This is a genomic window from Marinobacter sp., from assembly GCF_041686475.1.
Taxonomy (GTDB): Bacteria; Pseudomonadota; Gammaproteobacteria; order Pseudomonadales; family Oleiphilaceae; genus Marinobacter.
The window spans coordinates 19110-42750 of the sequence record NZ_JAWLDU010000026.1 but is presented as its reverse complement, the minus strand read 5'-3'; the positions used below and the strand labels follow the sequence as shown (position 1 = coordinate 42750).

Annotated in this window: 22 protein-coding genes; 8 read left to right on the top strand and 14 right to left on the bottom strand. The window is 57.0% G+C overall.

What is annotated here, in order from left to right; translation table 11 throughout:
- The first annotated feature begins 26 nt into the window (after positions 1–26).
- The 3 genes from ACESMB_RS08205 (at position 27) to ACESMB_RS08195 (ending at position 2491) form a co-directional block, all read left to right on the top strand.
- Positions 27–527: a hypothetical protein gene (locus tag ACESMB_RS08205; RefSeq protein ID WP_372971296.1), complete on the top strand. Its 501-nt coding sequence runs from the start codon at positions 27–29 to the stop codon at positions 525–527.
- Between the two features lie 14 nt (positions 528–541).
- Positions 542–1540 (top strand): YgfZ/GcvT domain-containing protein, encoded by a 999-nt coding sequence (locus tag ACESMB_RS08200; RefSeq protein ID WP_372971295.1) that lies wholly within the window; start codon positions 542–544, stop codon positions 1538–1540.
- Positions 1541–1657: 117 nt separating this feature from the next.
- Entirely contained in the window at positions 1658–2491 is an 834-nt protein-coding gene (locus tag ACESMB_RS08195; protein WP_372971294.1) for an HDOD domain-containing protein, read from the top strand.
- 147 nt (positions 2492–2638) lie between these two features.
- Here ACESMB_RS08195 and ung read toward each other — a convergent pair whose 3' ends face one another.
- The 13 genes from ung to ffh form a co-directional block, all read right to left on the bottom strand.
- A complete protein-coding gene (gene ung / locus ACESMB_RS08190; protein ID WP_372971293.1) occupies positions 2639–3382 on the bottom strand; it encodes a uracil-DNA glycosylase in 744 nt (247 codons plus the stop codon).
- Positions 3383–3384: 2 nt separating this feature from the next.
- Positions 3385–4917 (bottom strand): lysine--tRNA ligase, encoded by a 1533-nt coding sequence (gene lysS, locus ACESMB_RS08185; protein WP_372925505.1) that lies wholly within the window; start codon positions 4915–4917, stop codon positions 3385–3387.
- 52 nt (positions 4918–4969) lie between these two features.
- Positions 4970–6065 (bottom strand): peptide chain release factor 2 gene (prfB, locus tag ACESMB_RS08180; RefSeq protein ID WP_372971292.1). Its coding sequence is split into 2 segments (ribosomal slippage): positions 4970–5992 and positions 5994–6065, totalling 1095 coding nucleotides; the frame shifts between segments, so codons are not numbered across the junction.
- 298 nt (positions 6066–6363) lie between these two features.
- Positions 6364–8097: a single-stranded-DNA-specific exonuclease RecJ gene (recJ, locus tag ACESMB_RS08175; protein ID WP_372971291.1), complete on the bottom strand. Its 1734-nt coding sequence runs from the start codon at positions 8095–8097 to the stop codon at positions 6364–6366.
- 5 nt (positions 8098–8102) lie between these two features.
- The gene (thrC, locus tag ACESMB_RS08170) at positions 8103–9506 is read right to left on the bottom strand and encodes a threonine synthase (protein WP_372971290.1); all 1404 of its coding nucleotides are present in this window, start codon (positions 9504–9506) and stop codon (positions 8103–8105) included.
- A 14-nt stretch (positions 9507–9520) separates the two neighbouring features.
- Positions 9521–10822 carry a homoserine dehydrogenase gene (locus ACESMB_RS08165; protein ID WP_372927214.1) on the bottom strand — a complete coding sequence of 434 codons (1302 nt, stop codon included), beginning with the start codon at positions 10820–10822 and terminating at the stop codon, positions 9521–9523.
- 113 nt (positions 10823–10935) lie between these two features.
- Positions 10936–11676, bottom strand: coding sequence for a DsbC family protein (locus tag ACESMB_RS08160; RefSeq protein WP_372927213.1), 741 nt, complete (start codon positions 11674–11676; stop codon positions 10936–10938).
- 155 nt (positions 11677–11831) lie between these two features.
- Entirely contained in the window at positions 11832–12764 is a 933-nt protein-coding gene (gene xerD, locus ACESMB_RS08155) for a site-specific tyrosine recombinase XerD (RefSeq protein ID WP_372971289.1), read from the bottom strand.
- Positions 12765–12873: 109 nt separating this feature from the next.
- Complete coding sequence (gene rplS / locus ACESMB_RS08150) at positions 12874–13230, bottom strand: 50S ribosomal protein L19 (RefSeq protein WP_027831200.1); 357 nt, start codon at positions 13228–13230, stop codon at positions 12874–12876.
- A 26-nt stretch (positions 13231–13256) separates the two neighbouring features.
- Complete coding sequence (gene trmD, locus ACESMB_RS08145; RefSeq protein WP_372927211.1) at positions 13257–14015, bottom strand: tRNA (guanosine(37)-N1)-methyltransferase TrmD; 759 nt, start codon at positions 14013–14015, stop codon at positions 13257–13259.
- Positions 14016–14018: 3 nt separating this feature from the next.
- Entirely contained in the window at positions 14019–14546 is a 528-nt protein-coding gene (rimM, locus tag ACESMB_RS08140; protein ID WP_372927210.1) for a ribosome maturation factor RimM, read from the bottom strand.
- A gap of 32 nt (positions 14547–14578) precedes the next feature.
- Entirely contained in the window at positions 14579–14824 is a 246-nt protein-coding gene (rpsP, locus tag ACESMB_RS08135; protein ID WP_007154391.1) for a 30S ribosomal protein S16, read from the bottom strand.
- A 143-nt stretch (positions 14825–14967) separates the two neighbouring features.
- On the bottom strand, positions 14968–16356 hold the full coding sequence (gene ffh / locus ACESMB_RS08130; RefSeq protein WP_372927209.1) for a signal recognition particle protein: 1389 nt from the start codon (positions 16354–16356) through the stop codon (positions 14968–14970).
- Positions 16357–16535: 179 nt separating this feature from the next.
- On the opposite strand from ffh, the gene ACESMB_RS08125 reads away from it, so the two are divergent.
- The 4 genes from ACESMB_RS08125 (at position 16536) to ACESMB_RS08110 (ending at position 21857) form a co-directional block, all read left to right on the top strand.
- Positions 16536–17342 carry an inner membrane protein YpjD gene (locus tag ACESMB_RS08125; protein WP_372927208.1) on the top strand — a complete coding sequence of 269 codons (807 nt, stop codon included), beginning with the start codon at positions 16536–16538 and terminating at the stop codon, positions 17340–17342.
- A 90-nt stretch (positions 17343–17432) separates the two neighbouring features.
- Positions 17433–18710, top strand: a complete 1278-nt coding sequence (locus ACESMB_RS08120) for an HlyC/CorC family transporter (RefSeq protein WP_372927207.1) — start codon at positions 17433–17435, stop codon at positions 18708–18710.
- A 123-nt stretch (positions 18711–18833) separates the two neighbouring features.
- Entirely contained in the window at positions 18834–19436 is a 603-nt protein-coding gene (locus ACESMB_RS08115) for a Yip1 family protein (RefSeq protein WP_372927206.1), read from the top strand.
- A 189-nt stretch (positions 19437–19625) separates the two neighbouring features.
- Positions 19626–21857, top strand: coding sequence for a DUF1631 domain-containing protein (locus ACESMB_RS08110; RefSeq protein ID WP_372971288.1), 2232 nt, complete (start codon positions 19626–19628; stop codon positions 21855–21857).
- 210 nt (positions 21858–22067) lie between these two features.
- Here the strand turns inward: ACESMB_RS08110 and grxD are convergent, their stop codons facing one another.
- The gene (gene grxD / locus ACESMB_RS08105; RefSeq protein ID WP_372925301.1) at positions 22068–22394 is read right to left on the bottom strand and encodes a Grx4 family monothiol glutaredoxin; all 327 of its coding nucleotides are present in this window, start codon (positions 22392–22394) and stop codon (positions 22068–22070) included.
- Between the two features lie 329 nt (positions 22395–22723).
- On the opposite strand from grxD, the gene argF reads away from it, so the two are divergent.
- Positions 22724–23638, top strand: coding sequence for an ornithine carbamoyltransferase (argF, locus tag ACESMB_RS08100; RefSeq protein WP_372971287.1), 915 nt, complete (start codon positions 22724–22726; stop codon positions 23636–23638).
- Positions 23639–23641: the final 3 nt, after the last annotated feature.

The window sequence follows — 23641 nt, the reverse complement described above, 5'->3', positions numbered from 1 at the left end:
ACGCATCGTCGATATCATGCTGAAACGTGTCCAACCGGATTGATCTGCAGATTTCGCCATCGCATCCGGTGGCGTTTCTGTGTGCCCTGCCCTGGCTGGTGCTGACCGTACTGGTGGCAATGTTCACCAGCAGCCAGGTTCTGGCAATGTCGGTACTTGTTATTGCCGTACTTTCCGGAGCCATCCTTCAGTACCGTCGAAGTGGCTTGCTCACGGGACAGAACGCGGTGAACCGGTTGCGGGTTGAGAACCAGCAGCTTTATGCCTGCCTTCGATCCGGCTCTGATGTTGCAGTGGTAGCCGCTGATGAAAGCCGGGTAGGCGCGGGAGTTGCCATCTTGAAACTGCGACGTACCGGCTCCATGTCAGATACATATACTGTTGTTCTGGTTGCACTCACGCCCTGGCTTTGCAACATCTCACCGGAGACCTTTCGTCAGCTAAGGGTGTGGCTTCGCCTGGGGCCGTCGTCCGAAACCGGCAAAGCCGATGGCAGGCAACCCCTCAATGCTCAGAAAATCCACTGATTCCGGAGCGTCCCATGTCAGATAACAAAACCCGGGCTGCCAGCTATCCACTACCCCATCCGGCCCGCGCCGCCATTTCCGATCGGGTTATCGTGCGAATAACCGGGCCGGGCACCGACAAATTCCTGCAGGGACAGTTCAGCCAGCAGATTGACGATGTCACCTGCAGCCACTCACCAAGGGCTGCAGCATGCAACCCGAAAGGCCGGGCCTATTGTCTGACCCGGCTGGTCAGGGATGGCGATGACGTACTGATGGAGCTGCCGGTAGAACTGGCAGACAATACCATCAGCCATCTGCGGAAATACCTGATGCTGTTCCGTGGCACCTCCATGGAGTTGGTCCCCGGCGCCCGTTTGACCGGATTGATGGGTGAATCTTCGGCCATACAATTACTGCCGGACACCGCAGGCGAACTGGCTATTGCCGGGGATGTCCTGGCAATTCATGGGGGTCATCTCGTTCGAACAATGAACACCGCCGAAGGAATGGCCCGTTATGAACTCTGGCAGACCGGGGATCTGGATCAGTCGCTGCAAAAGGCCCTGGATAACCTCCCGGAGGCAACCCTGGCCGAATGGCATGCCTCCGAAATCGCAGCCGGTGTGGCAGCGCTCAGCCCGGCTACCAAGGACGGTTTTGTGCCGCAGATGCTGAACTGGCAACACGTGGGAGGCATTCACTTCAAGAAAGGCTGCTATACCGGGCAGGAAGTCATAGCCAGGATGCATTTTCTGGGGCAGCTCAAAAAAAGCCTTTTCCGGTTCACCACCGGCCATGCCGATAACCCGCCCGCTCCCGGAGACGCCATTTTGAATGGTGATCGCTCTGTGGGAACCGTGGTCAATTCTGTCGGTTTTTCTGATGGTCGTGTAGAAATTCTTGCAGTAGTTCGCCACGATGCGGCTCAGCTCGGTCTTGCAACAGAGAGCGCACCAGACGCTCCCCTTTCCTTACGCCCTCTGCCATACACTGTTTCCGAACGTGAAGAAACAGGTAAGTCTGATACATAAGTTGACAGGACGAATCCGGAAAATTTGCTATAAAGTACTTCATATATCTGAACATTTTGGCCTTTCCGGATTCCTCTGCCGGCCAGGCAAAATTCAACAGGCGGACCATAGCTGACCATGTCGAACATTGTCGAAACCATAAAAACCGATCTCAACGATGCCATTGAAAACGACAAACTCGTACTCCCGACGCTTCCAGAAGTTGCGCTGCAGGTGCGGGATATCGCAGAAGACGAAGATTCCGCGATTATGGACCTGGTAAAGGTCATCAGTAACGACACCGCGCTCTCCGCCCGTATCATCCGTGTGTGCAACAGCCCGCTGTTCCGCGGTAGCCGCGCTATTGAAAACCTGAACATGGCGGTCGGTCGCCTTGGCATGGCCTACACCAGCAATCTGGCCATGGGTCTGGCCATGGAGCAGATGTTCCAGGCCACATCTGACATGATCGACAAGCGCCTGCGTGCCACCTGGCAGAAGAGCACCGAGGTGGCGGGCGTGTGCCATGTGCTGGCCCAGCATTACACCGGGCTCAAACCGGACCAGGCTACACTGGCGGGGCTGGTGCATCTGATCGGTGTCTTGCCTATTCTGCGTTACGTGGAAGACCGGGATATCCAGATAAGCAGTATCATGCTGGATAATGTGATTGATGAGATTCACCCGCGTATCGGGGCGACGATTTTGCAGAAGTGGGATTTCCCGAAGGAGCTCCAGAATGTGCCTCTGGAATACGCCAATCTGCATCGCGAGGTGCCAACTGCGGATTATGCGGATCTGGTGTTGATTGCCAATCTGCAGTTGATTGCAGGTACGGATCATCCCTGGACCGAGGTGGACTGGAAGACGATTTCGGCGTTTGATCGGCTTGGGTTGGATCCGGAGGTTGATATGAGCGAGGAAGAGGATTTGAATGCTCAGATGGAAGCGGCTATGGCGCTTCTGAAATAATTTCTTGGGGGGCTGGCCAGGGGGCTGAAGTATTTTTTCTTTGGGAAAAGAACTCGCTTCGCTCAGACACCTTTTCCTGGCAGAAAAAATACTTCAGCCCCCTGCCCGGCCTTACTTTCTTGCAGGCTGTTTTTCTCGCCCGCTCTCTTATTTCGACTGATTTTTGCCGTATTTCTCCAGCAACTCTGACTTGCCTGGCAAAGACCAATCGACTGTCGGCAGACCGTTGTGCTGTAACCACTCGTTAGCGCGGGAAAAGTGTTTGCAGCCGAAGAAGCCGCGGTAGGCGCTTAGCGGGGACGGGTGTGGGCCGTCCAGTATCAGGTGTTTGCTGCGGTCGATGTGCTGTCCCTTCTTTTTTGCGTAACTTCCCCAGAGTAGAAACACCACGCCTTCCCGTTCCCGGTTGATGGTTTCTATGACCCTGTCAGTGAAGGTTTCCCAGCCTTTGCCCTGGTGGGCGCCGGCCTGGCCCTGAACGACGGTGAGGACGCTGTTGAGGAGCAGTACGCCCTCGTCGGCCCAGGGTTGGAGGCAGCCGTGGTCCGGGGGCTGGATGCCTATGTCGTCCTGGATTTCCTTGAAGATGTTGACCAGGGAGGGCGGTGTGGCCACGTGAGGGCGTACTGAGAAGCACAGGCCGTGGGCCTGGCCGGGGCCGTGGTAGGGGTCCTGGCCTAGGATCACTACGCGCACCTTTTCCAGCGGGGTGCTGTTCAGGGCGTTGAAGCACAGGTGGCTGGCGGGGAACAGGGTTTTGCCCGCCTGCTCCTCCGCCGCGAGGAAGTCAGCCAGCTGTTGCATGTAGGGCTGGCTGAATTCACTGGCAAGGTGCTCGGACCAGCCACGGCCAGTTTTGAGCTGTTTTGCCAGTACCTCTACCGGCTGCATGATCAGCCCTCGTCTTTCTTCGTTTCAGCTTTGTGTTCCGGGCGCATGGCCGGGAACAGGATGACGTCGCGAATGGAAGCGGAATTGGTCAGCAGCATGGCCAGGCGGTCGATGCCGATGCCTTCGCCTGCGGTTGGCGGCAGGCCGTATTCCAATGCCATGATGTAGTCTTCGTCATAGAACATGGCTTCATCATCGCCGGCGTCTTTTTCGGCTACCTGGTCCTGGAAGCGTTCGGCCTGGTCTTCGGCGTCGTTAAGCTCGGAGAAGCCGTTGGCGATTTCGCGGCCGCCCACGAAGAATTCGAAGCGCTCGGTGACGAACGGGTCCTTATCCTTGCAGCGGGCCAGTGGAGACACTTCCTTCGGATAATCCGTAACGAAGGTTGGCTGCATCAGGCGGTGCTCGGCGGTTGCCTCGAAAATCTCGATCTGGACCTTGCCCAGCCCCCAGCCGTTCTTGATATAGATACCGAGATCCTTGGCTACCTTGCGGGCGCCGGTTTCGTCGGCCAGTTGCTCGGCCTTGATGTCCGGATTATGGCGCAGGATGGCGTCCACCACGGTCAGGCGCTCGAATGGCTTGCCGAAATCGTATTCGATGGTTTCTTCCTCGCCATCTGCCAGGGTGCGGGTATTCACCACGGTGGTGGTTCCCAGCACCTTCTCGGTGATCGTGCGCAGCATGTCCTCGGTCAGGTCCATCAGGTCGTTATGGTCCGCATAGGCCTGGTAGAACTCGACCATGGTGAATTCCGGGTTGTGGCGGGTAGACAGCCCTTCATTTCGGAAGTTGCGGTTGATCTCGAACACACGCTCGAAGCCACCCACCACCAGGCGTTTGAGAAACAGCTCCGGCGCAATGCGCAGGTACATGTCGATGCCCAGGGCATTGTGATGGGTCACAAACGGGCGCGCTGTGGCACCACCCGGGATCACCTGCAGCATCGGAGTTTCCACTTCCATGAAGTCCCGGTCGGTGAAGTACTGGCGCATGACACTGATGATTTTCGAGCGTGCGTAGAACACCCGGCGGCTGTCTTCATTCACCATCAGATCGACGTAACGGTGGCGATAACGGGCCTCGGTATCGGTCAGGCCCTTGTGCTTTTCCGGCAGCGGCCGCAATGACTTGGTAAGCAGCGTGTACTCGTCCATGCTCACGTACAGGTCGCCCTTTCCGGACTTGCACAGGACCCCACGCACACCTACGATGTCACCCAGATCCCAGTGCTTGGTGTCTTTCTGGACATCCTTGGAGGCGTAGATCTGGATGCGGCCGGTCATGTCCTGAACCACCTTGAACGCCTTGCGATCCAGCATCATGCGGCCGGCAATGGCGACCACGATACCCATTTCCGCCAGCTCTTCCTTGCTCTTGTCGCCATATTTGGCCTGTAGCTCTGCGGCGGTGGCGTCGCGACGGAAGTTATTGGGAAAGGCGTTGCCCTGCTCGCGCATCTCGGCCAGCTTGGCGCGGCGCTCGGCAATCAGCTTGTTGTCCTCTGGCTGTGCATTCTGGGTGTGGTCAGTCATTTTGGCTCACAAAAATCGGGAATTGTCCGGGTTAGCTTGGTAACGGCGCTGATTACAGCGCCATCTTCAGGCTGGCTTCGATAAACTTGTCGATATCGCCATCCAGCACCGCCTGGGTATTGCTGGTTTCAACCTTGGTGCGAAGATCCTTGATCCGGCCATCGTCCAGCACGTATGACCGAATCTGGCTGCCCCAGCCGATGTCGGCCTTGGCGTCTTCCGCCCTCTGTTTCTCAGCGTTACGCTCCTGCATCTCGCGCTCGAACAGCTTGGCCTTCAGCTGTTTCATGGCCTGGTCCTTGTTCTGGTGCTGACTTCGGCCAGCCTGACAGGCCACGACAATACCGGTGGGATTGTGGGTCAGACGCACCGCGGACTCGGTCCGGTTGACATGCTGACCACCGGCACCGGAGGCGCGGTAAACGTCCACCCGCAGATCAGATGGATCAATCTCGATTTCGAAGCTGTCATCCACTTCCGGCGATACAAACACGGAGGAGAATGAAGTATGGCGACGGTTGCCGGAATCAAACGGCGATTTACGCACCAGCCGGTGCACACCAGTTTCCGTGCGCAGCCAGCCAAAGGCATAGTCGCCCTGGACGTGAACCGTGGCACTCTTGATCCCGGCCACATCGCCTTCCTGCAACTCGACGATTTCTGACTTGAACCCACGGCTCTCCGCCCAACGCAGATACATGCGCAGCAACATGTTGGCCCAATCCTGGGCTTCTGTGCCACCGGAGCCGGCCTGGATGTCCAGGTAAGCGTTGTTTGGGTCCATCTCGCCGGAGAACATACGGCGGAACTCGAGTTTTTCCAGCTCCTTGTCGAGGCTTTCCAGGTCGGCTTCTATCTCGGCAACCGTACCTTCGTCCTCTTCCTCAGAGGCTAATTCCAACAGCCCATCGGCGTCGTCCAGGCCAGAAGTAAGGTTATCGATGGTCCGTACAATCAACTCAAGATCGGCCCGTTCCTTGCCCAGCGCCTGGGCCCGCTCGGGGTCTTCCCACACCGAGGGCACTTCCAGCTCGCGCTCTACTTCGGTCAGTCTCTCACTACGCTGATCGTAGTCAAAGATACCCCCTGAGCGCTTCAGTGCGCTCACGAAGGTCTTTTATCTTCGTAACAATAGGGTTGATTTCCATGAAATCCTTACTCACTCTCGGAAAATGGATGCGATCGAAATCAGACGCGAGATTCTACCGGAAATCTGTTTTTAAATCAGCCGGTGATAACCGCTACTTCGGTGCTTGTAGCAATCTGACTTCGGTGAAGGAGGCGCCGCCTCGTAATCCAACAATGTCCGGTAGTACGGCGTTATCTCGCAGGTTTGATCGGGCCCGGGGTGAGGGACTCTTTTCTGCCAGAAAAAGGTGTCTGAGCGCAGCGAGTTCTTTTTCCAAAGAAAAGAGTCCCTCACCCCGGGCCCAGCCCGCCAAAGACTCAGGCCAGAGGCTCCAGATAATCCACCAGAAGCTGCAGATTGGTACGCCCACGAAAGGTATTGGCGTCGGGCTTGTACACCACCCGGGCCCCGGTCCGGGTGTAGTCGGGCACTTCCGGCCCGGTGTTGAAAGCAATACCGTCGATGATGGCGCCGCCCTCTTCCGGCTGGAGAACCAGCTTCAGGTGGTTCTCGCCAACAATGCGCTGGCTGACCACACGGAAATTGCCGTCGAACAGCGGCTCCGGGAAATGCTGCCCCCAGGGGCCGGCCCGTTTCAGCAGGGTGGCGGTGTCCAGGTGGAGTTCATCAGGGCTCAGGGGGCCGTCAGTGGTGATAGCAGCCTCCAGATCCTCTGCCCGGAGGGTGTCACGCACGGCTCTGTCGAAGGCCTCGCTGAAAGCGTCCAGGTCATCGCGGGACAGGGTCATACCGGCGGCCATGGCGTGGCCGCCGTATTTCTTCATCATGCCCGGGTGACGGGCGTCCACCACCGCAAGCACATCGCGGATATGCAGGCCGGGGATGGAACGGGCGGAGCCCTTGATATCCTCGCCATTGTCGTCCGGAGCAAAGGCTATAGTCGGGCGGTGGGTCTGCTCGCGAATACGGGCGGCCAGTATGCCGATCACGCCCTGGTGCCAGTCGGTGTCGAACAGGGCGAGCCCCCAGGGTAAACCTTCGATATCCAGCGACATGGAAGCGAGCAGGTCCTGGGCCTGGGTTTTCATGTCTTTCTCGATGGTCCGCCGTTCGCGATTGAAGGTGTCCAGTTCCCGGGCCAGGCGCTGGGCCTCGTCGCGGCTGTCGGCCAGCAGGCAGGCGATCCCGACGCTCATGTCGTCAAGACGGCCGGCGGCATTAAGCCTGGGGCCAACCACAAAGCCGAGGTCGGTGGAACTGATTTCACCGTGGTCGCGGCCGGCGACTTCCAATAATGCCAGGATGCCGGGGCGGGCTTCGCCCTGGCGGATGCGGCGCAGACCCTGTTCAACGAAGATGCGGTTGTTGTGATCCAGCGGCACCACGTCAGCTACCGTACCCAGGGCGACAAGATCCAGAAGGCTGCCAAGGTTGGGCTGTGGCTCCGGCAGCAGGCCCTGCTCCCGCAGGTGTTTGCGCAAGGCTGTCAGCACGTAGAACATCACACCTACGCCCGCGGCATTCTTGCTGAGGAACGGGCAGCCGGGCTGGTTGGGATTCACGATGGCATCAGCGTCAGGCAGGGTTTCCCCGGCCAGGTGATGATCCGTCACCACCACCTTTATACCCAGATCACGGGCGACACGCACACCCTCGACCGCTGAAATACCGTTGTCCACCGTAACCAGCAGGTCAGGCAGGGAGCCCTCCTCCTGAAGCCGGTGAATGATTCCCGGCGTCAGTCCGTAGCCATCCGAAAACCGACTGGGCACCCGGAAGTCGATATCGTTCAACCCCAGCATTCCTAGCCCCAGCATGGCAACTGCCGTGCTGGTGGCGCCGTCGGCATCAAAGTCACCCAGAACCAGCACCCGCTGCTGGTTGGCAATTGCCTCCGTCAACAGAGCGACAGCACGTTCGATTCCGCGGAGATCCATGGGGGATGCCAGGTGTTTCAGGGTATAGGTCAGCTGCTCGTCGGAAGTAACACCCCGGGCAGCGTAGAGGCGGCGGAGCAACGGAGGCAGGCTCTGGCCCCAGCCCGATGTGGTTTCCGGACCGGGGCGACGCAGGATTTTTTTCGGTGTCATACCAATCAGGTATTCTTCCAGTGTTTGGCGATAAAGTTCTGCACGGCAGACAGGTCGTTATCCAGCACAGTGCATTCTTCTTGCCGCTCGAACAGATCCGCCATATGCAGCGGCAGCGATGGCTCTGCCTTGACTCCGGAACGCAACACGGCATCCGGGAACTTGGCCGGATGCGCGGTGCCCAGGGTAATCATCGGAATGGCCGGATCACGCCGGCAGTTGCGGGCGGCACGCACACCGATGGCGGTATGCGGGTCCAGCAGGTATTCGTTCTGCTCGAAAATCTCACGGATGGTATCCGTGGTGTCTTCGTCACCCACCGCATCGCTGTCAAACAGCTTGCGTGCTTGCTTCCAGCGGTACTCTTCAATACTGACCGGCCCCTTGGCGGCATTCTCCAACAACTCTTTTACCGCAATGCCATCACGTCCGTGCAGATCAAACAGCAGGCGCTCGAAGTTGCTGGACACCATGATATCCATACTCGGCGACAGGGTATGCTCGAGCTGCAGTTGCTCATAGCGGTTACCACTCATGAAGCGGTGCAGAATATCGTTACGGTTGGTGGCAATCACCAGCTGGGAGATCGGCAGGCCCATCTTCCTGGCCAGGTAGCCGGCAAAGATATCGCCGAAGTTACCCGTGGGCACGGAAAACGCCATGCTGCGGTCCGGGCCACCAAGGGCCAGGGAAGCATGGAAGTAATAGACAATCTGGGCCATGATCCGGGCCCAGTTGATGGAGTTCACCGCAGCGAGCTGGGTTTGTCCGCCCAGGAAGGACTGGTTACCAAAGCTTGCCTTGACCATGCGCTGACAATCATCAAAGTTGCCACGCACCGCGATATTGTGGATGTTGTCACCCTTTACAGTGGTCATCTGGCGGCGCTGAACTTCGGAGACACGCTCGTGGGGATGCAGGATAAATATATCCACGTGCTTGCAGCGACGACAGCCTTCAATGGCGGCGGACCCTGTATCGCCGGACGTCGCCCCCATGATCACCACGTGCTGCTGACGCTTCTCCAGCACATAGTCCAGCAGGCGCCCCAGCAACTGCAGGGCGAAATCCTTGAATGCCAGGGTGGGGCCACGGAACAGTTCCATGACCCACTCGTTGGTGTCCAGCTGGACCAGGGGGGCAACAGCCTTGTGGGTGAATACCTCACCATAGGTGTCATCCAGCATCTGGCGGAAATCCTCCGCCGGAATGGCATCGTCCACGAACGGGTACATCACCTTGAAGGCCAGCTCGCTATAGGAAAGCCCGCGCCAGCTGCGGATTTCTTCCAGGCTGAAATGGGGCAGGGATTCCGGGACATAAAGGCCACCGTCGGTGGCCAGGCCTGTTAGCAGGACATCTTCAAAACCCAGGGCGGGAGCTTCGCCCCGTGTACTGATGTATCTCACCTTGCGCGTTCCTGTCAGTTAAAGTTTTCGGCACGGATACGAATGACTTTTCCGTCGATATCGCTGAGGGCTTCGAGCTCTTCAATGGCTCGGTTGATCTGGCGCTCCTGAACGGTGTGGGTCAGGATAATCACCGGAATGCGCCCATCTTTCAGCTCAGATTCCTTCTGCATGATGGATTCGATATTAATGCCGTGTTCGCTGAGGATGGACGCCACCTTTGCCAGCACACCCGGACGGTCCAGCGCCTGGATACGCAGGTAATAGGCTGACTGGATATCCTCCATCGGCAGCACCTGAAGATCTTCCATGGCAGACGGCTCAAAACCAAGGTAGGGCACACGCTGGTTGCTTTCAGCAGCGACAGACCGGGCAGCATCGATGATATCGGCAATCACTGCAGAGGCTGTGGCCTCATCACCCGCGCCCGGGCCGTAATACATGGTCTGGCCAACAGCGTCACCATCCACCAGTACGGCGTTCAGGACACCATCAACCTGTGCGATCAGGTGGCTACGGGGAACCAGTGTGGGATGAACACGCAGCTCAATGCCCTCGTCGCGACGTCGGGCAATGCCCAGGTGCTTGATGCGGTACCCCAGAACCTCGGCATGGGCAATGTCGTAAGGGGTAATTTCGGAAATTCCTTCGGTGTAGGCCTTCTCGAACTGAAGCGGCACGCCAAAACCCGCCGATGCCAGAATCGTCAGTTTGTGGGCAGCGTCAATGCCCTCCACATCAAAGGTGGGGTCGGCCTCTGCGTAGCCCAGATCCTGAGCCTCTTTCAACACCTCGGCGAATTCACGGCCGGCGCGCATTTCGGTCAGGATGTAGTTACCGGTGCCATTGATGATGCCGGCAATCCAGTCAATGCGGTTGGCCGCCATGCCTTCGCGAACTGCCTTGATCACCGGAATACCACCGGCAACACCTGCTTCATAGGAAACGATGACGTTCTTCTTTGCCGCCGCCTCAAAGATTTCATTGCCATGAACAGCAATCAGGGCCTTGTTGGCCGTCACCACGTGCTTGCCATTCTTGATGGCTGCAAGCACCAGCTCCCGCGCCGTTTCGTAGCCGCCGATCAGTTCCACCACGATATCCACTGAGGGGTCACTCACCACGTCGAATACGTCAGTACTGAACGGGATATCACCCAGATCAATATCCTTGCGGGGCGTACGTGTAGCCACCCTGGCAATCCGGATATTGAAACCTGTCCGGCCTGTGATCAGGCTGGTATTCCGGGTCAGTACGTTGAACGTACCACCACCGACTGTTCCCAGTCCGCAGATTCCGACATTGACGTCTTTCAAGCTTTCACCTCTGTTCCCGATGGGTTGCTGTGGGGAGCGACAGTATAACGGTTAACGGGCGCCCGAATAAGCCCTCGCCGACACAACAGCCAGAACTTCAAACCGGTAGCCTATCAGAGCAGCCCGAGGCCTTCAGCCAGTTTTTCCGCCGGCACGTATCCAGCCACCATGGTACCGTCTTCCAGCACGATCGCCGGGGTGCCTGTCACACCAACGCGACCGCCCAGCTGGAACTGTTCCCTGACCGGATTTTCACAGCTTTGCTGTTCAACACTGCGACCCTGCTTGGCAGCATCCATGGCAGCTTGCTGGTCGTCCGCACACCACACAGAAATGTATTTACGGAATGAAGGTGTATTGGGACCGGAACGGGGGAAACCGTAGTAATGAACGGTGATGCCCATCTCATTGAGTTGTGGCACTTCGTCGTGCATCTTACGGCAGTACGGGCAGTCGATGTCGGTGAAGACGGCAATGGATGCCTTTTCCGTGCCCGTGGCCGGGTAGCTGATCACACCTTTGCCACCGAAGTCGTCCATGACCCGTGACCGCTGCTCTACCCGGCCCTGTTCGGAGACGTTGGCGATACCATTACTGGTGACTTTCAAAAGATCCCCGGTAAGAATGTACTGCCCATCGGCTGTGGTAAAAATGGTATCTCCATTATTACTGGAGACCTCGTACAGGCCCTTGGCTTCTGACTCGCGGACTTCGGAAATTTTCAGGCCGGGCACTGCCGCCGTCAACTTCTCGGCAATGGTATCCTCGACTTCGCCCGCTTGCAGTGTTGTTACCCCGGCCAGGGCAGCGGCAATGAAAAGCAGACAGGATTTGAAAAGGCTTTTGATCAACATATTGGTTTCCAGTTTGAAGGGCTCACAGGACGTTCAGCCCTCAGGGCTAAGGGGTACCCGCCGAGACAGAGTAACCGCCGAGTTGTTGCGACATCGGCCGCCACAAAAAGTTCAGTGTATCAAGGTGCGTTGCTCGCGTATAACCGGTCTCAGGACTAGCCTCGGGGATGGTGAGACTGGTGCAGTGACTGCAACCGCTGACGGGCGACGTGGGTGTATATCTGCGTGGTGGAGAGGTCCGAATGGCCCAGCAGCATCTGCACGACCCGAAGGTCCGCACCATTATTCAGCAAATGCGTGGCGAAGGCGTGCCGCAGGGTGTGAGGCGACAGATGCTTGTGGATACCTGCCCGGACAGCGTAGTGCTTTATCCGGTGCCAGAAGGTCTGTCGCGTCATTGCGGACGGGCGATTTCCGGGGAACAGCGCATTGCTGGGCCGCCCCCGGAGAAGCTCACCGCGACCTTCCTTCATGTATCGCACAAGCCAGTCAATGGCCTCCTCGCCCAGGGGAACCAGCCGCTCCTTGTTTCCCTTGCCCACAATCCTTACCAACCCCTGGCGCAGATTAACCTCGTCGACGGTCAGTTCCACCAGTTCCGACACCCGCAGCCCGCAGCCATACAGGATTTCCATCATTGCCTTGTCGCGAAGCTCGATGGGCACCTCGGGGTCGGGTTCCATCAGCAGGTTGTCCACATCCTCTTCCGACAGTGAATCCGGCAGGCGCCGTGGCAGCCTGGGGCTGTCGATGCGGAGCGTGGGATCCTCGGAAATCACCCCCTCACGCAGAAGGTAGCGATAGAACCGGCGCAGACCGGACAGGCGACGGGCGGCGGTAGAGGTCTTGAAACCATCGGCCAGGCCCCGGGAGATCCAGGCCAGCAGATCAGTGCGGCGAACCTCTGTCAGCATCGGTTTTCCCGGTTGTTCCTGCAGCCAGACGGCCAGCCGCTCAAGGTCACTGCGGTAGGCCTGGCGGGTTTTCTCGCCCAGCCCGTCCTCAAGCCAGACGGCATCGGTAAAACGCACAATAATTGCTTCATCGCCCGGCCGTAACTCGGCTCTGGAAGTGGTTCTCCGGCTCATGGCAGTTTACTCGAAACGAACTGCGCCAATGCAGTTCCGGGAGTCGGACACGAAAAAGGCAGCCATTGGCTGCCTTCCCGACGAACTGTAATCAACAGAATCCTGCTGATCAGCCCAGCTTTTCCTTGATACGAGCTGCCTTGCCAGACAGGTCGCGCAGGTAGTAAAGCTTGGCCTGGCGCACGTCACCGCGACGCTTCACACTGATGCTGTCGATCAGCTTGGAGAAGGTCTGGAAAGTACGCTCAACGCCAACACCGTAGGAAATTTTCCGTACAGTGAAGGAAGAGTTCATGCCACGGTTGCGCTTGCCGATGACAACGCCTTCAAACGCCTGCAGACGCTCACGGTTGCCTTCAGTTACGCGAACCTGGATGACCACGGTATCACCCGGCGCAAAGGCAGGGATTTCCTTGGTCATCTGCTCTGATTCAATCTGACTGATGATGTTGTTCTTGCCGCTCATCGTTTGTGCTCCTGATACCCAATCTGTTAATGCCCTGATGATTCAGAGGCACCCGGTTCGTTCAAAATCTCTTCCAGCAGCTCACGCTCTTCGTCCGTAAACACCCGCTTTTCCAACAGGTCGGGGCGTCGCTCCCGGGTTCGCCTCAGCGACTGCTTGAGCCGCCAACGCCGGATCTGATCATGGTGACCGCCCAACAAAATATCCGGCACCGCCTGACCTTCGTAAACCTCGGGCCGGGTGTAGTGCGGACAATCCAGCAAACCGTCAGCAAAAGAATCCTGCTCTGCCGACTGCGCATGACCCAGCGCTCCGGGGATGAGGCGTGTAACCGCATCAATCACAGCCATGGCTGCGAGCTCGCCACCCGAGAGCACGAAATCTCCCAGGGATACCTCACGGTCGACTTCGGCCGATATCAGGCGTTCATCAACGCCTTCATACCGCCCGGCTACCAGAATGAGATTCTGCTCTGCTGCCAGTGACTCAACTACGCTCTGGTCCATCTTCTCTCCCTGGGGAGACAGATAGACTACGCACGCATCTCCGGGTGCCGACGCCCTGGCCGCATGGATGGCATCTCGCAGAGGCTGGATTTTCATCAGCATGCCCGGACCACCACCGTAAGGCCGGTCGTCAACAGTGCGGTGACGATCGTGAGTAAACTCCCGAGGATTCCAGGCATTGAAAGTCAGCAAACCATCTCTGACCGCCCTGCCGGTAATCCCGTAATCTGTTACCGCAACAAACATCTCCGGGAACAGACTGACCGCGCCAATCCACACCCGTCAGAACTCCGGATCCCAGTCGACCACCATGCGCGAGCCGGCAAGATCCACACTCCGGACAACCTGGTCCGGAAGGTACGGAATCAACCGCTCGCGCTGATCAATTGAGGCATCGGTTGCCCTCACCACCAGGACATCATTGGAGCCTGTTTCTATCAGATGATGCACCCTGCCGAGGCACTCATCCTCAACCGTGAAAACGTCCAGTCCCTCCAGCTGATGCCAGTAATACTCCCCTTCTGGAAGCTCTGGCAACTGTTCGGTGGGCACAACAACGTCTGCGCCGCAGTAACTGCGCGCCATTTCACGATCATCTATGCCTTTCAACCTGACAACGATCCCCTGGCCCTGCCGGCGACCCTCCTCAAGCTTTGCAGCAATACGCTTGCCATTATGGACCAGAGTCCAGTCACGGTAGTTCAGTATCCCTTCTCTGGGGTCCGTGAAAGAGTAGACCTTGAACCACCCTTTAACCCCAAACACCGAGGTAATCTGACCAATCACAGTTTCCTGCGAATGCTGAGCCATACCTTAACCCCGGTGGTGAAACGTTAACCCTGTTACTCTGCCGCAGCGCCTTTCAGCAGCTGTGCAACGCGCTCGCTGGTCTGAGCGCCCTGGCCCAGCCAATGATCAATGCGATCGCGATCAATACGCAGGCGCTCTTCCTGGCCACGGGCGACCGGGTTGAAGAAACCGACGCGCTCGATAAAACGACCGTCGCGGGATTTGCGGCTGTCTGTCACTGTCAGATGGTAGAACGGGCGCTTCTTGGAGCCGCCACGAGCCAAACGGATTATTACCATTTCGACCAATATCCTGTTCTGTTGTACGAACTTTGTACGATTCACACCCGCCAAACCAAGGCTGGCGCGAAGACCCATACTCGAAAGGGGCGCTATTCTATGCTAAACGGACGCCAAAGAAAACAGGGAATACATCCCGGTTTCTACATACGCCCACGGGGTGGCATACCACCACCTCCTCCGCCCGGCGGCATCATACCGCCAAGACCCCGCATCATGTTAGCCATTCCGCCTTTCTTGCCCATTTTCTTCATCATTTTCTGCATTTGTTTGTGCTGCTTGAGCAGCCGGTTCACATCCTGGATCTGGGTGCCGGAACCGGTTGCAATGCGGCGTTTGCGGGAATTGTTGATGACATCCGGGTAACGGCGCTCTTTGGGCGTCATCGAGCAGATGATGGCTTCCATCTGCCCCATGGACTTGTCATTTACCTGCTGCTGGGCCATTTGTGCCATCTGCCCCATACCCGGCAGCTTGTCCATCAGGCCGCCGATTCCACCCATGCTTTTCATCTGTTGCAACTGGTCGCGGAAGTCCTCCAGGTCAAAGCTTTTGCCCTTCTTGATCTTCTTTGTCAGCTTCTGGGCTTTTTTCTGATCAATCTTGCGCTCAGCTTCCTCAATAAGGGAGAGCACATCGCCCATACCCAGAATGCGCGAAGCGACCCGATCCGGATGGAACGGTTCGAGGGCATCGGACTTCTCCCCCACACCCAGGAACTTGATGGGTTTACCGGTAATGTGCCGAACGGACAGCGCAGCGCCGCCCCTGGCATCGCCATCGGTCTTGGTAAGGACCACACCTGTCAGCGGCAGCGCATCGTTAAACGCCTTGGCCGTGTTGGCAGCGTCCTGACCGGTCATGGCATCCACCACGAACAGGGTCTCGACCGGGTTTACCGCTTTGTGCAGGCGCCCTATCTCGCCCATCATCTGCTCATCGACGTGGAGGCGGCCCGCGGTATCCAGGATCACTACATCTATGTGCTTTTTGCGGGCAGCATCCATGGCACCGTTGGCAATGTCTACCGGGTCCTGGTCGGCGGAGCTGGGAAAAAACTCGACACCCACTTCCCCCGCCAGGGTTTCCAACTGGCGAATTGCCGCCGGACGATACACGTCAGCACTCACCACCATGACTGATTTTTTGTGCCGCTCCTTGAGGAAACGGGACAGCTTGGCAACGGTGGTGGTCTTACCGGCGCCCTGCAAACCGGCCATCATGATGACTGCCGGGGGCGTTACTGCCAGGTTGAGAGACTCGTTACCATCCCCCATCACGCGCTCCAGCTCCTGCTGGACTACTTTAACGAACACCTGCCCCGGGCTGAGGCTGCGCTGGACTTCCTGGCCGATGGCCCGCTGACGCACACCCTCTATGAATGCCTTGACCACTGGCAGGGCAACGTCTGCCTCCAAAAGCGCCATGCGAACTTCACGCAGCGTTTCCTTTATATTGTCGTCAGTCAGCCGCGCCTGACCCGAGATCTTGCGCAGACTGCCGGAAAGTCGGTCCTGGAGGTTTTCAAACATGTTGCTCTTCCGTACCCGGATTAATTGAGTGCATGAAACACCGGAACCCGATCAGGTTCCTTGATTCCTGTTGCATAATCGCGACATTATAACCAGACTATCGCCCTGAAACGACCAGCCCGGTCAAATCGGCGTCAAACCCCGCCGACCCCCAGACAGAGAGTGGTTAAAAGGAAGTCATGGGAACGCTGATTCTCGCGGTCACTTCATTATTACTGTACAGCATCGGTACTGCCCTGCAGGCTCTAAGCTTCAGGGGCCGGGTGCACACCAATATCGCAATAACCACTCTCATTGGCATGCTGGCCCTGACCGCCCACGGCCTGCTGATTGCCCAGACGATTCACCGTGAAGGCGGATTCGATTTCGGATTCTTCCAGAGTTCGGTGTTGATTTCCTGGCTCATCGTCTTCCTGTTGCTCGGCCTCAATCTTCGCAAGCCCGTTCAGAGTCTCTTCCTGGGCGTTTATCCCATCGCGGCAGTAACCATCATCATGGGTCTGATCACCCATTCGTCTTCACGGCTGGTGCCGGAAGACAGCTACGGCATGCTGTCCCACATTGCCCTGTCGGTGACAGCCTACAGCCTGTTTACCCTGGCCGCCATACAGGCCGCATTACTTTACCTGCAGAACCGCCAGCTCAAACACAACTACAACAGCATACTGATCAGGAACCTGCCGCCACTCCAGACCATGGAATCCCTGCTATTTGAAATGGTCTGGGCAGGCGTGGTGATGCTGGTACTGGCTATTGTGACAGGGGCCCTTTTCATTGACGACATTTTTGCCCAGGACCTGGCCCACAAGACCGTGTTCTCGCTTCTGTCCCTGATCGTCTTCCTGGCGTTGCTGGTCGGGCGCTACACTCGCGGCTGGCGGGGCATAACGGCCAGCCGCTGGACTCTCGCAGGCTGTGCCCTGCTGATGCTGGCTTTCTACGGCAGCAAGTTTGCCCTCGAAATGGTCTTTCAGCGGGGCGGCTGAGCAGAACCCTGCAAACACAGGCAATACTTGACACCTGAAACCTCCACCACCTATTTTCGCTACTCGTCAGCAACATAAGGACACCCCGTCTTGAACGAAACATCGCTTACCGCGCTGTTTATCATCCTGGCAGGACTGATACTGCTCTCCGGATTCTTCTCGAGTTCCGAGACCGGCATGATGTCGCTCAACCGTTACCGGTTGAAGCATATGGCAAAAACCGGTCACAAGGGCGCCAAGCGCGCTCAGGCATTGCTGAACCGCACAGACCAGCTGATCGGCGTCATACTGATCGGCAATAATTTCGTCAACATTTTTGCTTCCGCAATTGCGACCGTCATTGCCATTCGCATCTGGGGCGATGCCGGCATTGCCATTGCCACCGTGTTACTGACCATCGTCATACTGATCTTTGCGGAGGTGACGCCCAAAACCCTTGCCGCGCTGTTCCCGGAAAAAATTGCGTTTCCGGCCAGCCACGTACTGGGCCCGCTACTCAAGATCCTTTACCCGGTTGTCTGGGCCGTGAATCTGTTTACCGGCGCCATCCTGAAGATCATCGGTGTATCCCCCAACGACTCAGCCAATGAACACCTTAGCCGGGAGGAGCTCAGAACCCTTGTAAACGAGGCGGGGGCGCTGATCCCGGCGAAACACAAGGACATGCTGGTCAGCATTCTGGATCTTGAAAAGGTAACCGTGAATGACATCATGGTTCCGCGCAATGAAGTTGTAGGCATTGATCTGGACGACGATCTGGACACCATCCTGCGCCAGCTCAGAAGCAGCCAGCATACCCGGCTTCCTGTCATCAAGGGCGACATCAATAATATCCAGGGCGTACTTCACCTGCGCAACGTCTCAAAGCTGTTACTGCAGGATGACATCAACAAGGCCATGCTGATGCAGCTTTGCCGCGAGCCCTACTTCATCCCCGAAAGCACCCCCCTGAACACTCAGCTGATCAACTTCCAGAAAGAGAAGCGCCGCTTCGGCATCGTCGTCGACGAATACGGGGATGTTCTTGGCCTGGCCACCCTGGAAGACATACTGGAAGAGATTGTCGGCGAATTCACAACCGATTATGCGGCCACCAGCCCCGACATAATCCCCCAGAATGACGGCACCTTTATTATCGACGGCACGTCGGCCGTCAGAACGATCAACAAGACCCTTGGCTGGAAGCTCCCGATTGACGGACCCAAAACCCTCAACGGGCTGATCACAGAAACCCTGGAGAATATTCCTGAAACCAACGTCTGCCTGAAAGTGGGCGGGCACCGGGTAGAAGTACTTCAGATCAAGGATAATGTCGTCAAGGCTGCCATTGTTCACCCGAGAAAACGGAAAAAGCGCATTGCCAGGTAGATTTCAAGGTTATATCAGATCTGCCTTTAGAAAGATCAAAATTTAATCTTTCTCTTGACCGGGCAGGCGTTCCCGCCAAGACTGAAGATGTACAACAAAACAATAATGAACAGGAGTACATCCATGAGTCTAACCCATACCCTGGGTCTGCTTACGCATCCGGACCGTGAATGGGAAGCCATTCGCAACGAGTCGGAATCCGTTGGCAAGCTTTACCTCGGCCACGTTCTGTTACTGGCACTGATCCCTGCCCTGGCGGGCTTCTATGGCAGCACACAGGTTGGCTGGCAAATTGGTGACGGCCAGATAGTCAGGCTGACATCAACCAGTGCCCTGCAGCTTTCCGTGCTCTTTTACGGTGCCATGCTGGCAGGCATCTTTATCATCGGGCGCTTCATCGACTTTTTCGCAGCGACCTATGAAGTAGAGGACAGCACCCCGAGAGGCATTACACTGGCTGCCTACACGGCAACACCGGTGTTTCTGCTGGGAGTCATTGCAGCCTATCCCAACATCTGGGTTAACATGATAGTTGGCCTGATTGCTGTCGCCTACGCCGTCTACCTGCTTTACGAGGGACTGCCGATACTGATGAAAATACCGGAGGATCGAGGTTTCATGTTTGCTTCTGCAGTACTGACTGTCGGCCTCGTGATGTTTGTGGGTCTGCTGGCCATTACTGTGGTGATCTGGAGCGTTGGTATCGGCCCTGTTTACGTAAGCTGATTTAGCTGCCAGCGCGATCATAAAGAGACCGGGGTGCCTGAAGGCATCCCGGAATTCTTGTATTTATGGGCTGTGTTAGCATTTGGTCATGTTACCAAGTGTTAAAATGAGGTAAATTTAACTTATAAATAATAAACACGGTTGTAAGCTCGGTCATGTATCCGGTTGAGGCGTACACAGGAGTCGGCCATGAATAAGCAGTCCGGCATACATTATCTCCGCGAGCACCGGGAGGCTGGGAGTTCAAACCCCGTACCTGCACAGGTGGTCCGTATCCGTGACACTGTCGTTGCCGGGCTGGGAGATTTGTTGCAGGGTGCATTCGACGCAGTTGATGACTCGCTGTTCGAACTGGCAAACAACGCCAGAAGTAACAACGAGCAGAACCGCTATTTCGAAGCGATGCGCGAAATCCGCATCAAACGAAAGGGTGTGGAGCGGCATTTCCAGAATGCGGTCGCACAGCTGTTTGCGAACCCTCCCCGCAGTGGCGTGGTCGCGGCAGATGAAAGCCTTTCCACCCAGACCAACTCAGACAGCCTTTCACTGGTAGGCGATGACGATCTGGAAGAGCAGGTCGCCCTCAATGCCATGATTACCAAGTCCAAGGTTCACTTCCAGGGGCCCCTGCTTCAGTTGCAGACCCGGTTCAGCGTTGTTTATCCAGACGCCAGCGAAGAGAGTCCTGTCAATCCCATGGCTCCCGAGCACCTTTGCAGTGCCTTTGTGGAAGCCATTCAGGCTCTTGAGATCCAGATTCGTGAACGCCTGATCCTGCTCAAACAGTTCGACCGTTACGTGGTATCCAACCTGGGCATGCTGCTGGATGAAGCCAACCGGATATTGATCCAGGCAGGCGTCATTCCGAACTTCCGTTATCACGGTAAGGCGGGCAAACAACACGAAAGCCCTGCCCAGGGAGCCCCTGCTGGACAGGCGGCCGATGAAACCGCATCTTCTACTGCAGTTGATCAGCAGGGTCATCACGAAGGTGCAATGTTCGAACAGATCAGGCAGATGCTTGCGCGTCAGCGGGCCAATGCCGGCATTCCACCCAGGACCTCCGATCCCAACGTTCATGTTGTCGGCGGTGCCGAACTGGCAAACCTGCTTGGATCGCTCCCCCAGCAGCCATCGGGTGAGCAGGTCAGCGGTAATCTGAGTGCCGGTGAACCGGTGATGGTGGACCTGTATCAGGTTGTCCAGCAGTTGCTTGCCCAGACCGGAACCACCAGCGATGGCAAGAAGCCGGCCCTGAACGAAATGGACGAGGACCTGATCAATCTTGTGTCCATGCTGTTCGAGTTCATTCTGGACGACTACAACCTCTCGGCACCGGTTCAGGTACTTATAAGCAGGCTGCAGATTCCTATTCTCAAGGTGGTCATCAAGGACAAAACCTTCTTCAGCAAGACCACCCACCCGGCTCGCCGCCTGCTTAACTCACTCGCCCGAGCCGGCATCGGCTGGAGTGAAAGTGACGAAAAAACACGGGACAAGCTGTATGAACAGATCCATGCAGTGGTTGCCCGCATTCTGAACGAGTTTGACGGCGACGTTACCCTGTTTGAAACCCTGGGCGAAGAATTCGAGCAGTTCCTGGCCAGGGAAAACCGCAAGTCCTCCCTGGTAGAGCAGCGTACCCGGGAATCCGAGCGCGGCCGCATCAAGTCCCAGAAAGCACAGGAAACCGTGGATCAGCTGCTACAGAAAAAGCTGGCCCGTTACAAGCTTCAGGAACCGGTACGGAACATTTTGCTGAATGGCTGGAGCCGGGTGATGTTTCTGGCCTACCTCAGGGACGACGTCGAACATCGCTGGCTACAGACCGTCCGCGTCGTGGACGACCTGATATGGTGCCTGCACCCCCATCAGGACGATGAGGAGCGCGACCAATGGGTGCGGGTGGTGCCCGGATTGCTGAAATCACTCAGGGCCGGCCTCGAGGAGGTCTCCTACAATTCATCCAAACTGGATGAAATGATGTCAGACCTCAAGCATGAGTTAACCGAAGCCTTCCGCGCCAATGCGCTCGCAGAAGCCATGGAAGACGCGCCAGCGCCGGAACCGGAGGATGAGGACCCTGTCGGCCACCACCAGACCGCCATACAACGGCAACAGGAACTTGAGGATGCAGCAATTGCCGAATATGTGGCGCAGATTGACGCCATCGAGATCGGCAACTGGGTCGAGTTCAACCTGGTTAACGGTGCCAGCTTCCGCTGCAAGCTGTCTGCCATTATCGAAGAGGCCGACGGTTTTGTCTTCGTCAACAGAATGGGGCTCAAGGTTATCGAGAAATCCCGCACCGATCTCGCCCATGAAATGCGGCGCGGGCGCCTGACGGTTCTCGAGCAGGGCGCGCTGATTGACCGGGCGCTGGACGCCGTCGTGGGCAGCTTGCGGAGCAAGGCGGGGTAAGCCAGCGTCAACGCTGGAGTATGGCAGCGTTACCACGGGACTTCCGAGAAGGTATCGGATCACCCTCAAATTATCAGTTGCCTTGCTGCTTCATACTCTGGTGATGGAGCTAGTCAGCCCCTACCCCCAACCGCCAAATGGGGACTCAGGGCGCAAGCAGTTCCGGGTTGAACTGATATTCGCCCCGGAACGCCTGTAATAGACGGTATTTCAGGCTTCAGCCTGTTTCGCAGCTGCCTTGATCTGCTCGGCCAGCTCACCACTCTCGGACATTTCCAGAATGATATCGCAGCCGCCCACGAGCTCACCGCTGATGTAGAGCTGCGGATAGGTAGGCCAGCTTGAGTAGACTTTCAGGCCTTCCCGCAACTCCTGGTTATCAAGGATGTTCACAAAGGCAAACCGCTCACCGCAAGCCATCAGAGCCTGCACTGTTTTAGCGGAAAAGCCACACTGTGGCGCCTGCGGAGTACCCTTCATGTAAAGAATAATAGGGTTTTCCTCAAGTTGGCTCTTGATGGTTTCGTTGATATCCATGGATACATACCTCTCATTGGAAACGGATTCGCCTTACGGCAACCTGACTTATACCATTGTACACGTACCGGCATTGGCACCAAACACCAGCGTTGATCCAGCGCGACCATGCTGACCGGTGACATTGTCTTCAGGACCCTGACGGGCTAGACTTGAGCCCCTGTCTTTCAGGCAGCCAGGCAACCCCCGTCTTTGTATCCCGCCAGTGCGGTCCTCGCCGCGAACTGGCTTATTGTCGTTTCAGGACAATGGCTGCTGCGGGCCGGTTGTAACCACGAACACGCCCGGGAATCCAGAGACAGGGTTATTGATTAACTAAGGGCCATAGCATGGCAGCACGACATTTTCTCACACTCAACGACCTGAGCTCCGATGAGCTCGAGCAACTGCTGGATCACGGCAGCCGACTCCGCAAAGAGTGGCGGCAGGGAACCCTGCGTGAAACCCTGAAGAACCGTGTCCTTGCCATGATCTTCGAAAAATCCTCGACCCGCACCCGGGTGTCCTTTGAAGCCGGCATGACACAACTGGGCGGCGCCGCTCTGTTTCTGTCACCCCGCGACACCCAGCTTGGCCGCGGAGAGCCCATCGAGGATTCCGCCATCGTTATTTCAAGCATGGTGGATGCAGTCATGATCCGCACATTCGCCCATACCACCGTTGAACGGTTTGCTGCCGCATCCAGCGCACCGGTAATCAATGCGCTTACAGACGATTTCCATCCCTGTCAGTTGCTGGCCGATATGCAGACCTACCGCGAACACCGTGGCAGCATTCGCGGCGGCACCGTTGCCTGGATCGGTGATGGCAATAACATGTGCCAGTCCTATATCAATGCCGCCTCAAAGTTCGGCTTTAATCTTCGTATCGCCTGCCCGGAAGGTTATGAACCAGACAGCGCTCTGACGACAAGCCCAGGACAACGGATAGCCATCGTTAACGACCCTGCTGAAGCCGCCAGAGGCGCAAATCTGCTGGTCACCGACGTCTGGGCCTCCATGGGACAGGAAGACGAACAGAAGGCCCGCGAGAAGGCCTTCCGTAACTATCAGATCAATCCGGCACTGATGGACCTTGCAGACAAGGATGCCCTGTTCATGCATTGCCTTCCCGCACACCGTGGTGAGGAAATCTCCGCCGACATGATGGAGGATCCCCGTTCTGTCGTCTGGGACGAGGCCGAAAACCGGCTGCACGCGCAGAAAGCCTTGCTGGAGTTCCTGATACTCAATCGACTGGACTGACTG

Excerpts from the sequence above, each read along its gene's own strand:
- ACESMB_RS08160 (WP_372927213.1), bottom strand. The coding sequence starts at position 11,676 with ATGTTGATCAAAAGCCTTTTCAAATCCTGTCTGCTTTTCATTGCCGCT.
- ffh (WP_372927209.1), bottom strand. The coding sequence starts at position 16,356 with ATGTTTGAAAACCTCCAGGACCGACTTTCCGGCAGTCTGCGCAAGATC.
- recJ (WP_372971291.1), bottom strand. The coding sequence starts at position 8,097 with ATGACACCGAAAAAAATCCTGCGTCGCCCCGGTCCGGAAACCACATCG.
- ACESMB_RS08200 (WP_372971295.1), top strand. The coding sequence starts at position 542 with ATGTCAGATAACAAAACCCGGGCTGCCAGCTATCCACTACCCCATCCG.
- rpsP (WP_007154391.1), bottom strand. The coding sequence starts at position 14,824 with ATGGTAATAATCCGTTTGGCTCGTGGCGGCTCCAAGAAGCGCCCGTTC.
- ung (WP_372971293.1), bottom strand. The coding sequence starts at position 3,382 with ATGCAGCCGGTAGAGGTACTGGCAAAACAGCTCAAAACTGGCCGTGGC.
- ACESMB_RS08115 (WP_372927206.1), top strand. The coding sequence starts at position 18,834 with ATGAGTCTAACCCATACCCTGGGTCTGCTTACGCATCCGGACCGTGAA.
- ACESMB_RS08125 (WP_372927208.1), top strand. The coding sequence starts at position 16,536 with ATGGGAACGCTGATTCTCGCGGTCACTTCATTATTACTGTACAGCATC.
- ACESMB_RS08195 (WP_372971294.1), top strand. The coding sequence starts at position 1,658 with ATGTCGAACATTGTCGAAACCATAAAAACCGATCTCAACGATGCCATT.
- lysS (WP_372925505.1), bottom strand. The coding sequence starts at position 4,917 with ATGACTGACCACACCCAGAATGCACAGCCAGAGGACAACAAGCTGATT.
- grxD (WP_372925301.1), bottom strand. The coding sequence starts at position 22,394 with ATGGATATCAACGAAACCATCAAGAGCCAACTTGAGGAAAACCCTATT.
- ACESMB_RS08110 (WP_372971288.1), top strand. The coding sequence starts at position 19,626 with ATGAATAAGCAGTCCGGCATACATTATCTCCGCGAGCACCGGGAGGCT.
- argF (WP_372971287.1), top strand. The coding sequence starts at position 22,724 with ATGGCAGCACGACATTTTCTCACACTCAACGACCTGAGCTCCGATGAG.
- rplS (WP_027831200.1), bottom strand. The coding sequence starts at position 13,230 with ATGAGCGGCAAGAACAACATCATCAGTCAGATTGAATCAGAGCAGATG.
- rimM (WP_372927210.1), bottom strand. The coding sequence starts at position 14,546 with ATGGCTCAGCATTCGCAGGAAACTGTGATTGGTCAGATTACCTCGGTG.
- xerD (WP_372971289.1), bottom strand. The coding sequence starts at position 12,764 with ATGAGCCGGAGAACCACTTCCAGAGCCGAGTTACGGCCGGGCGATGAA.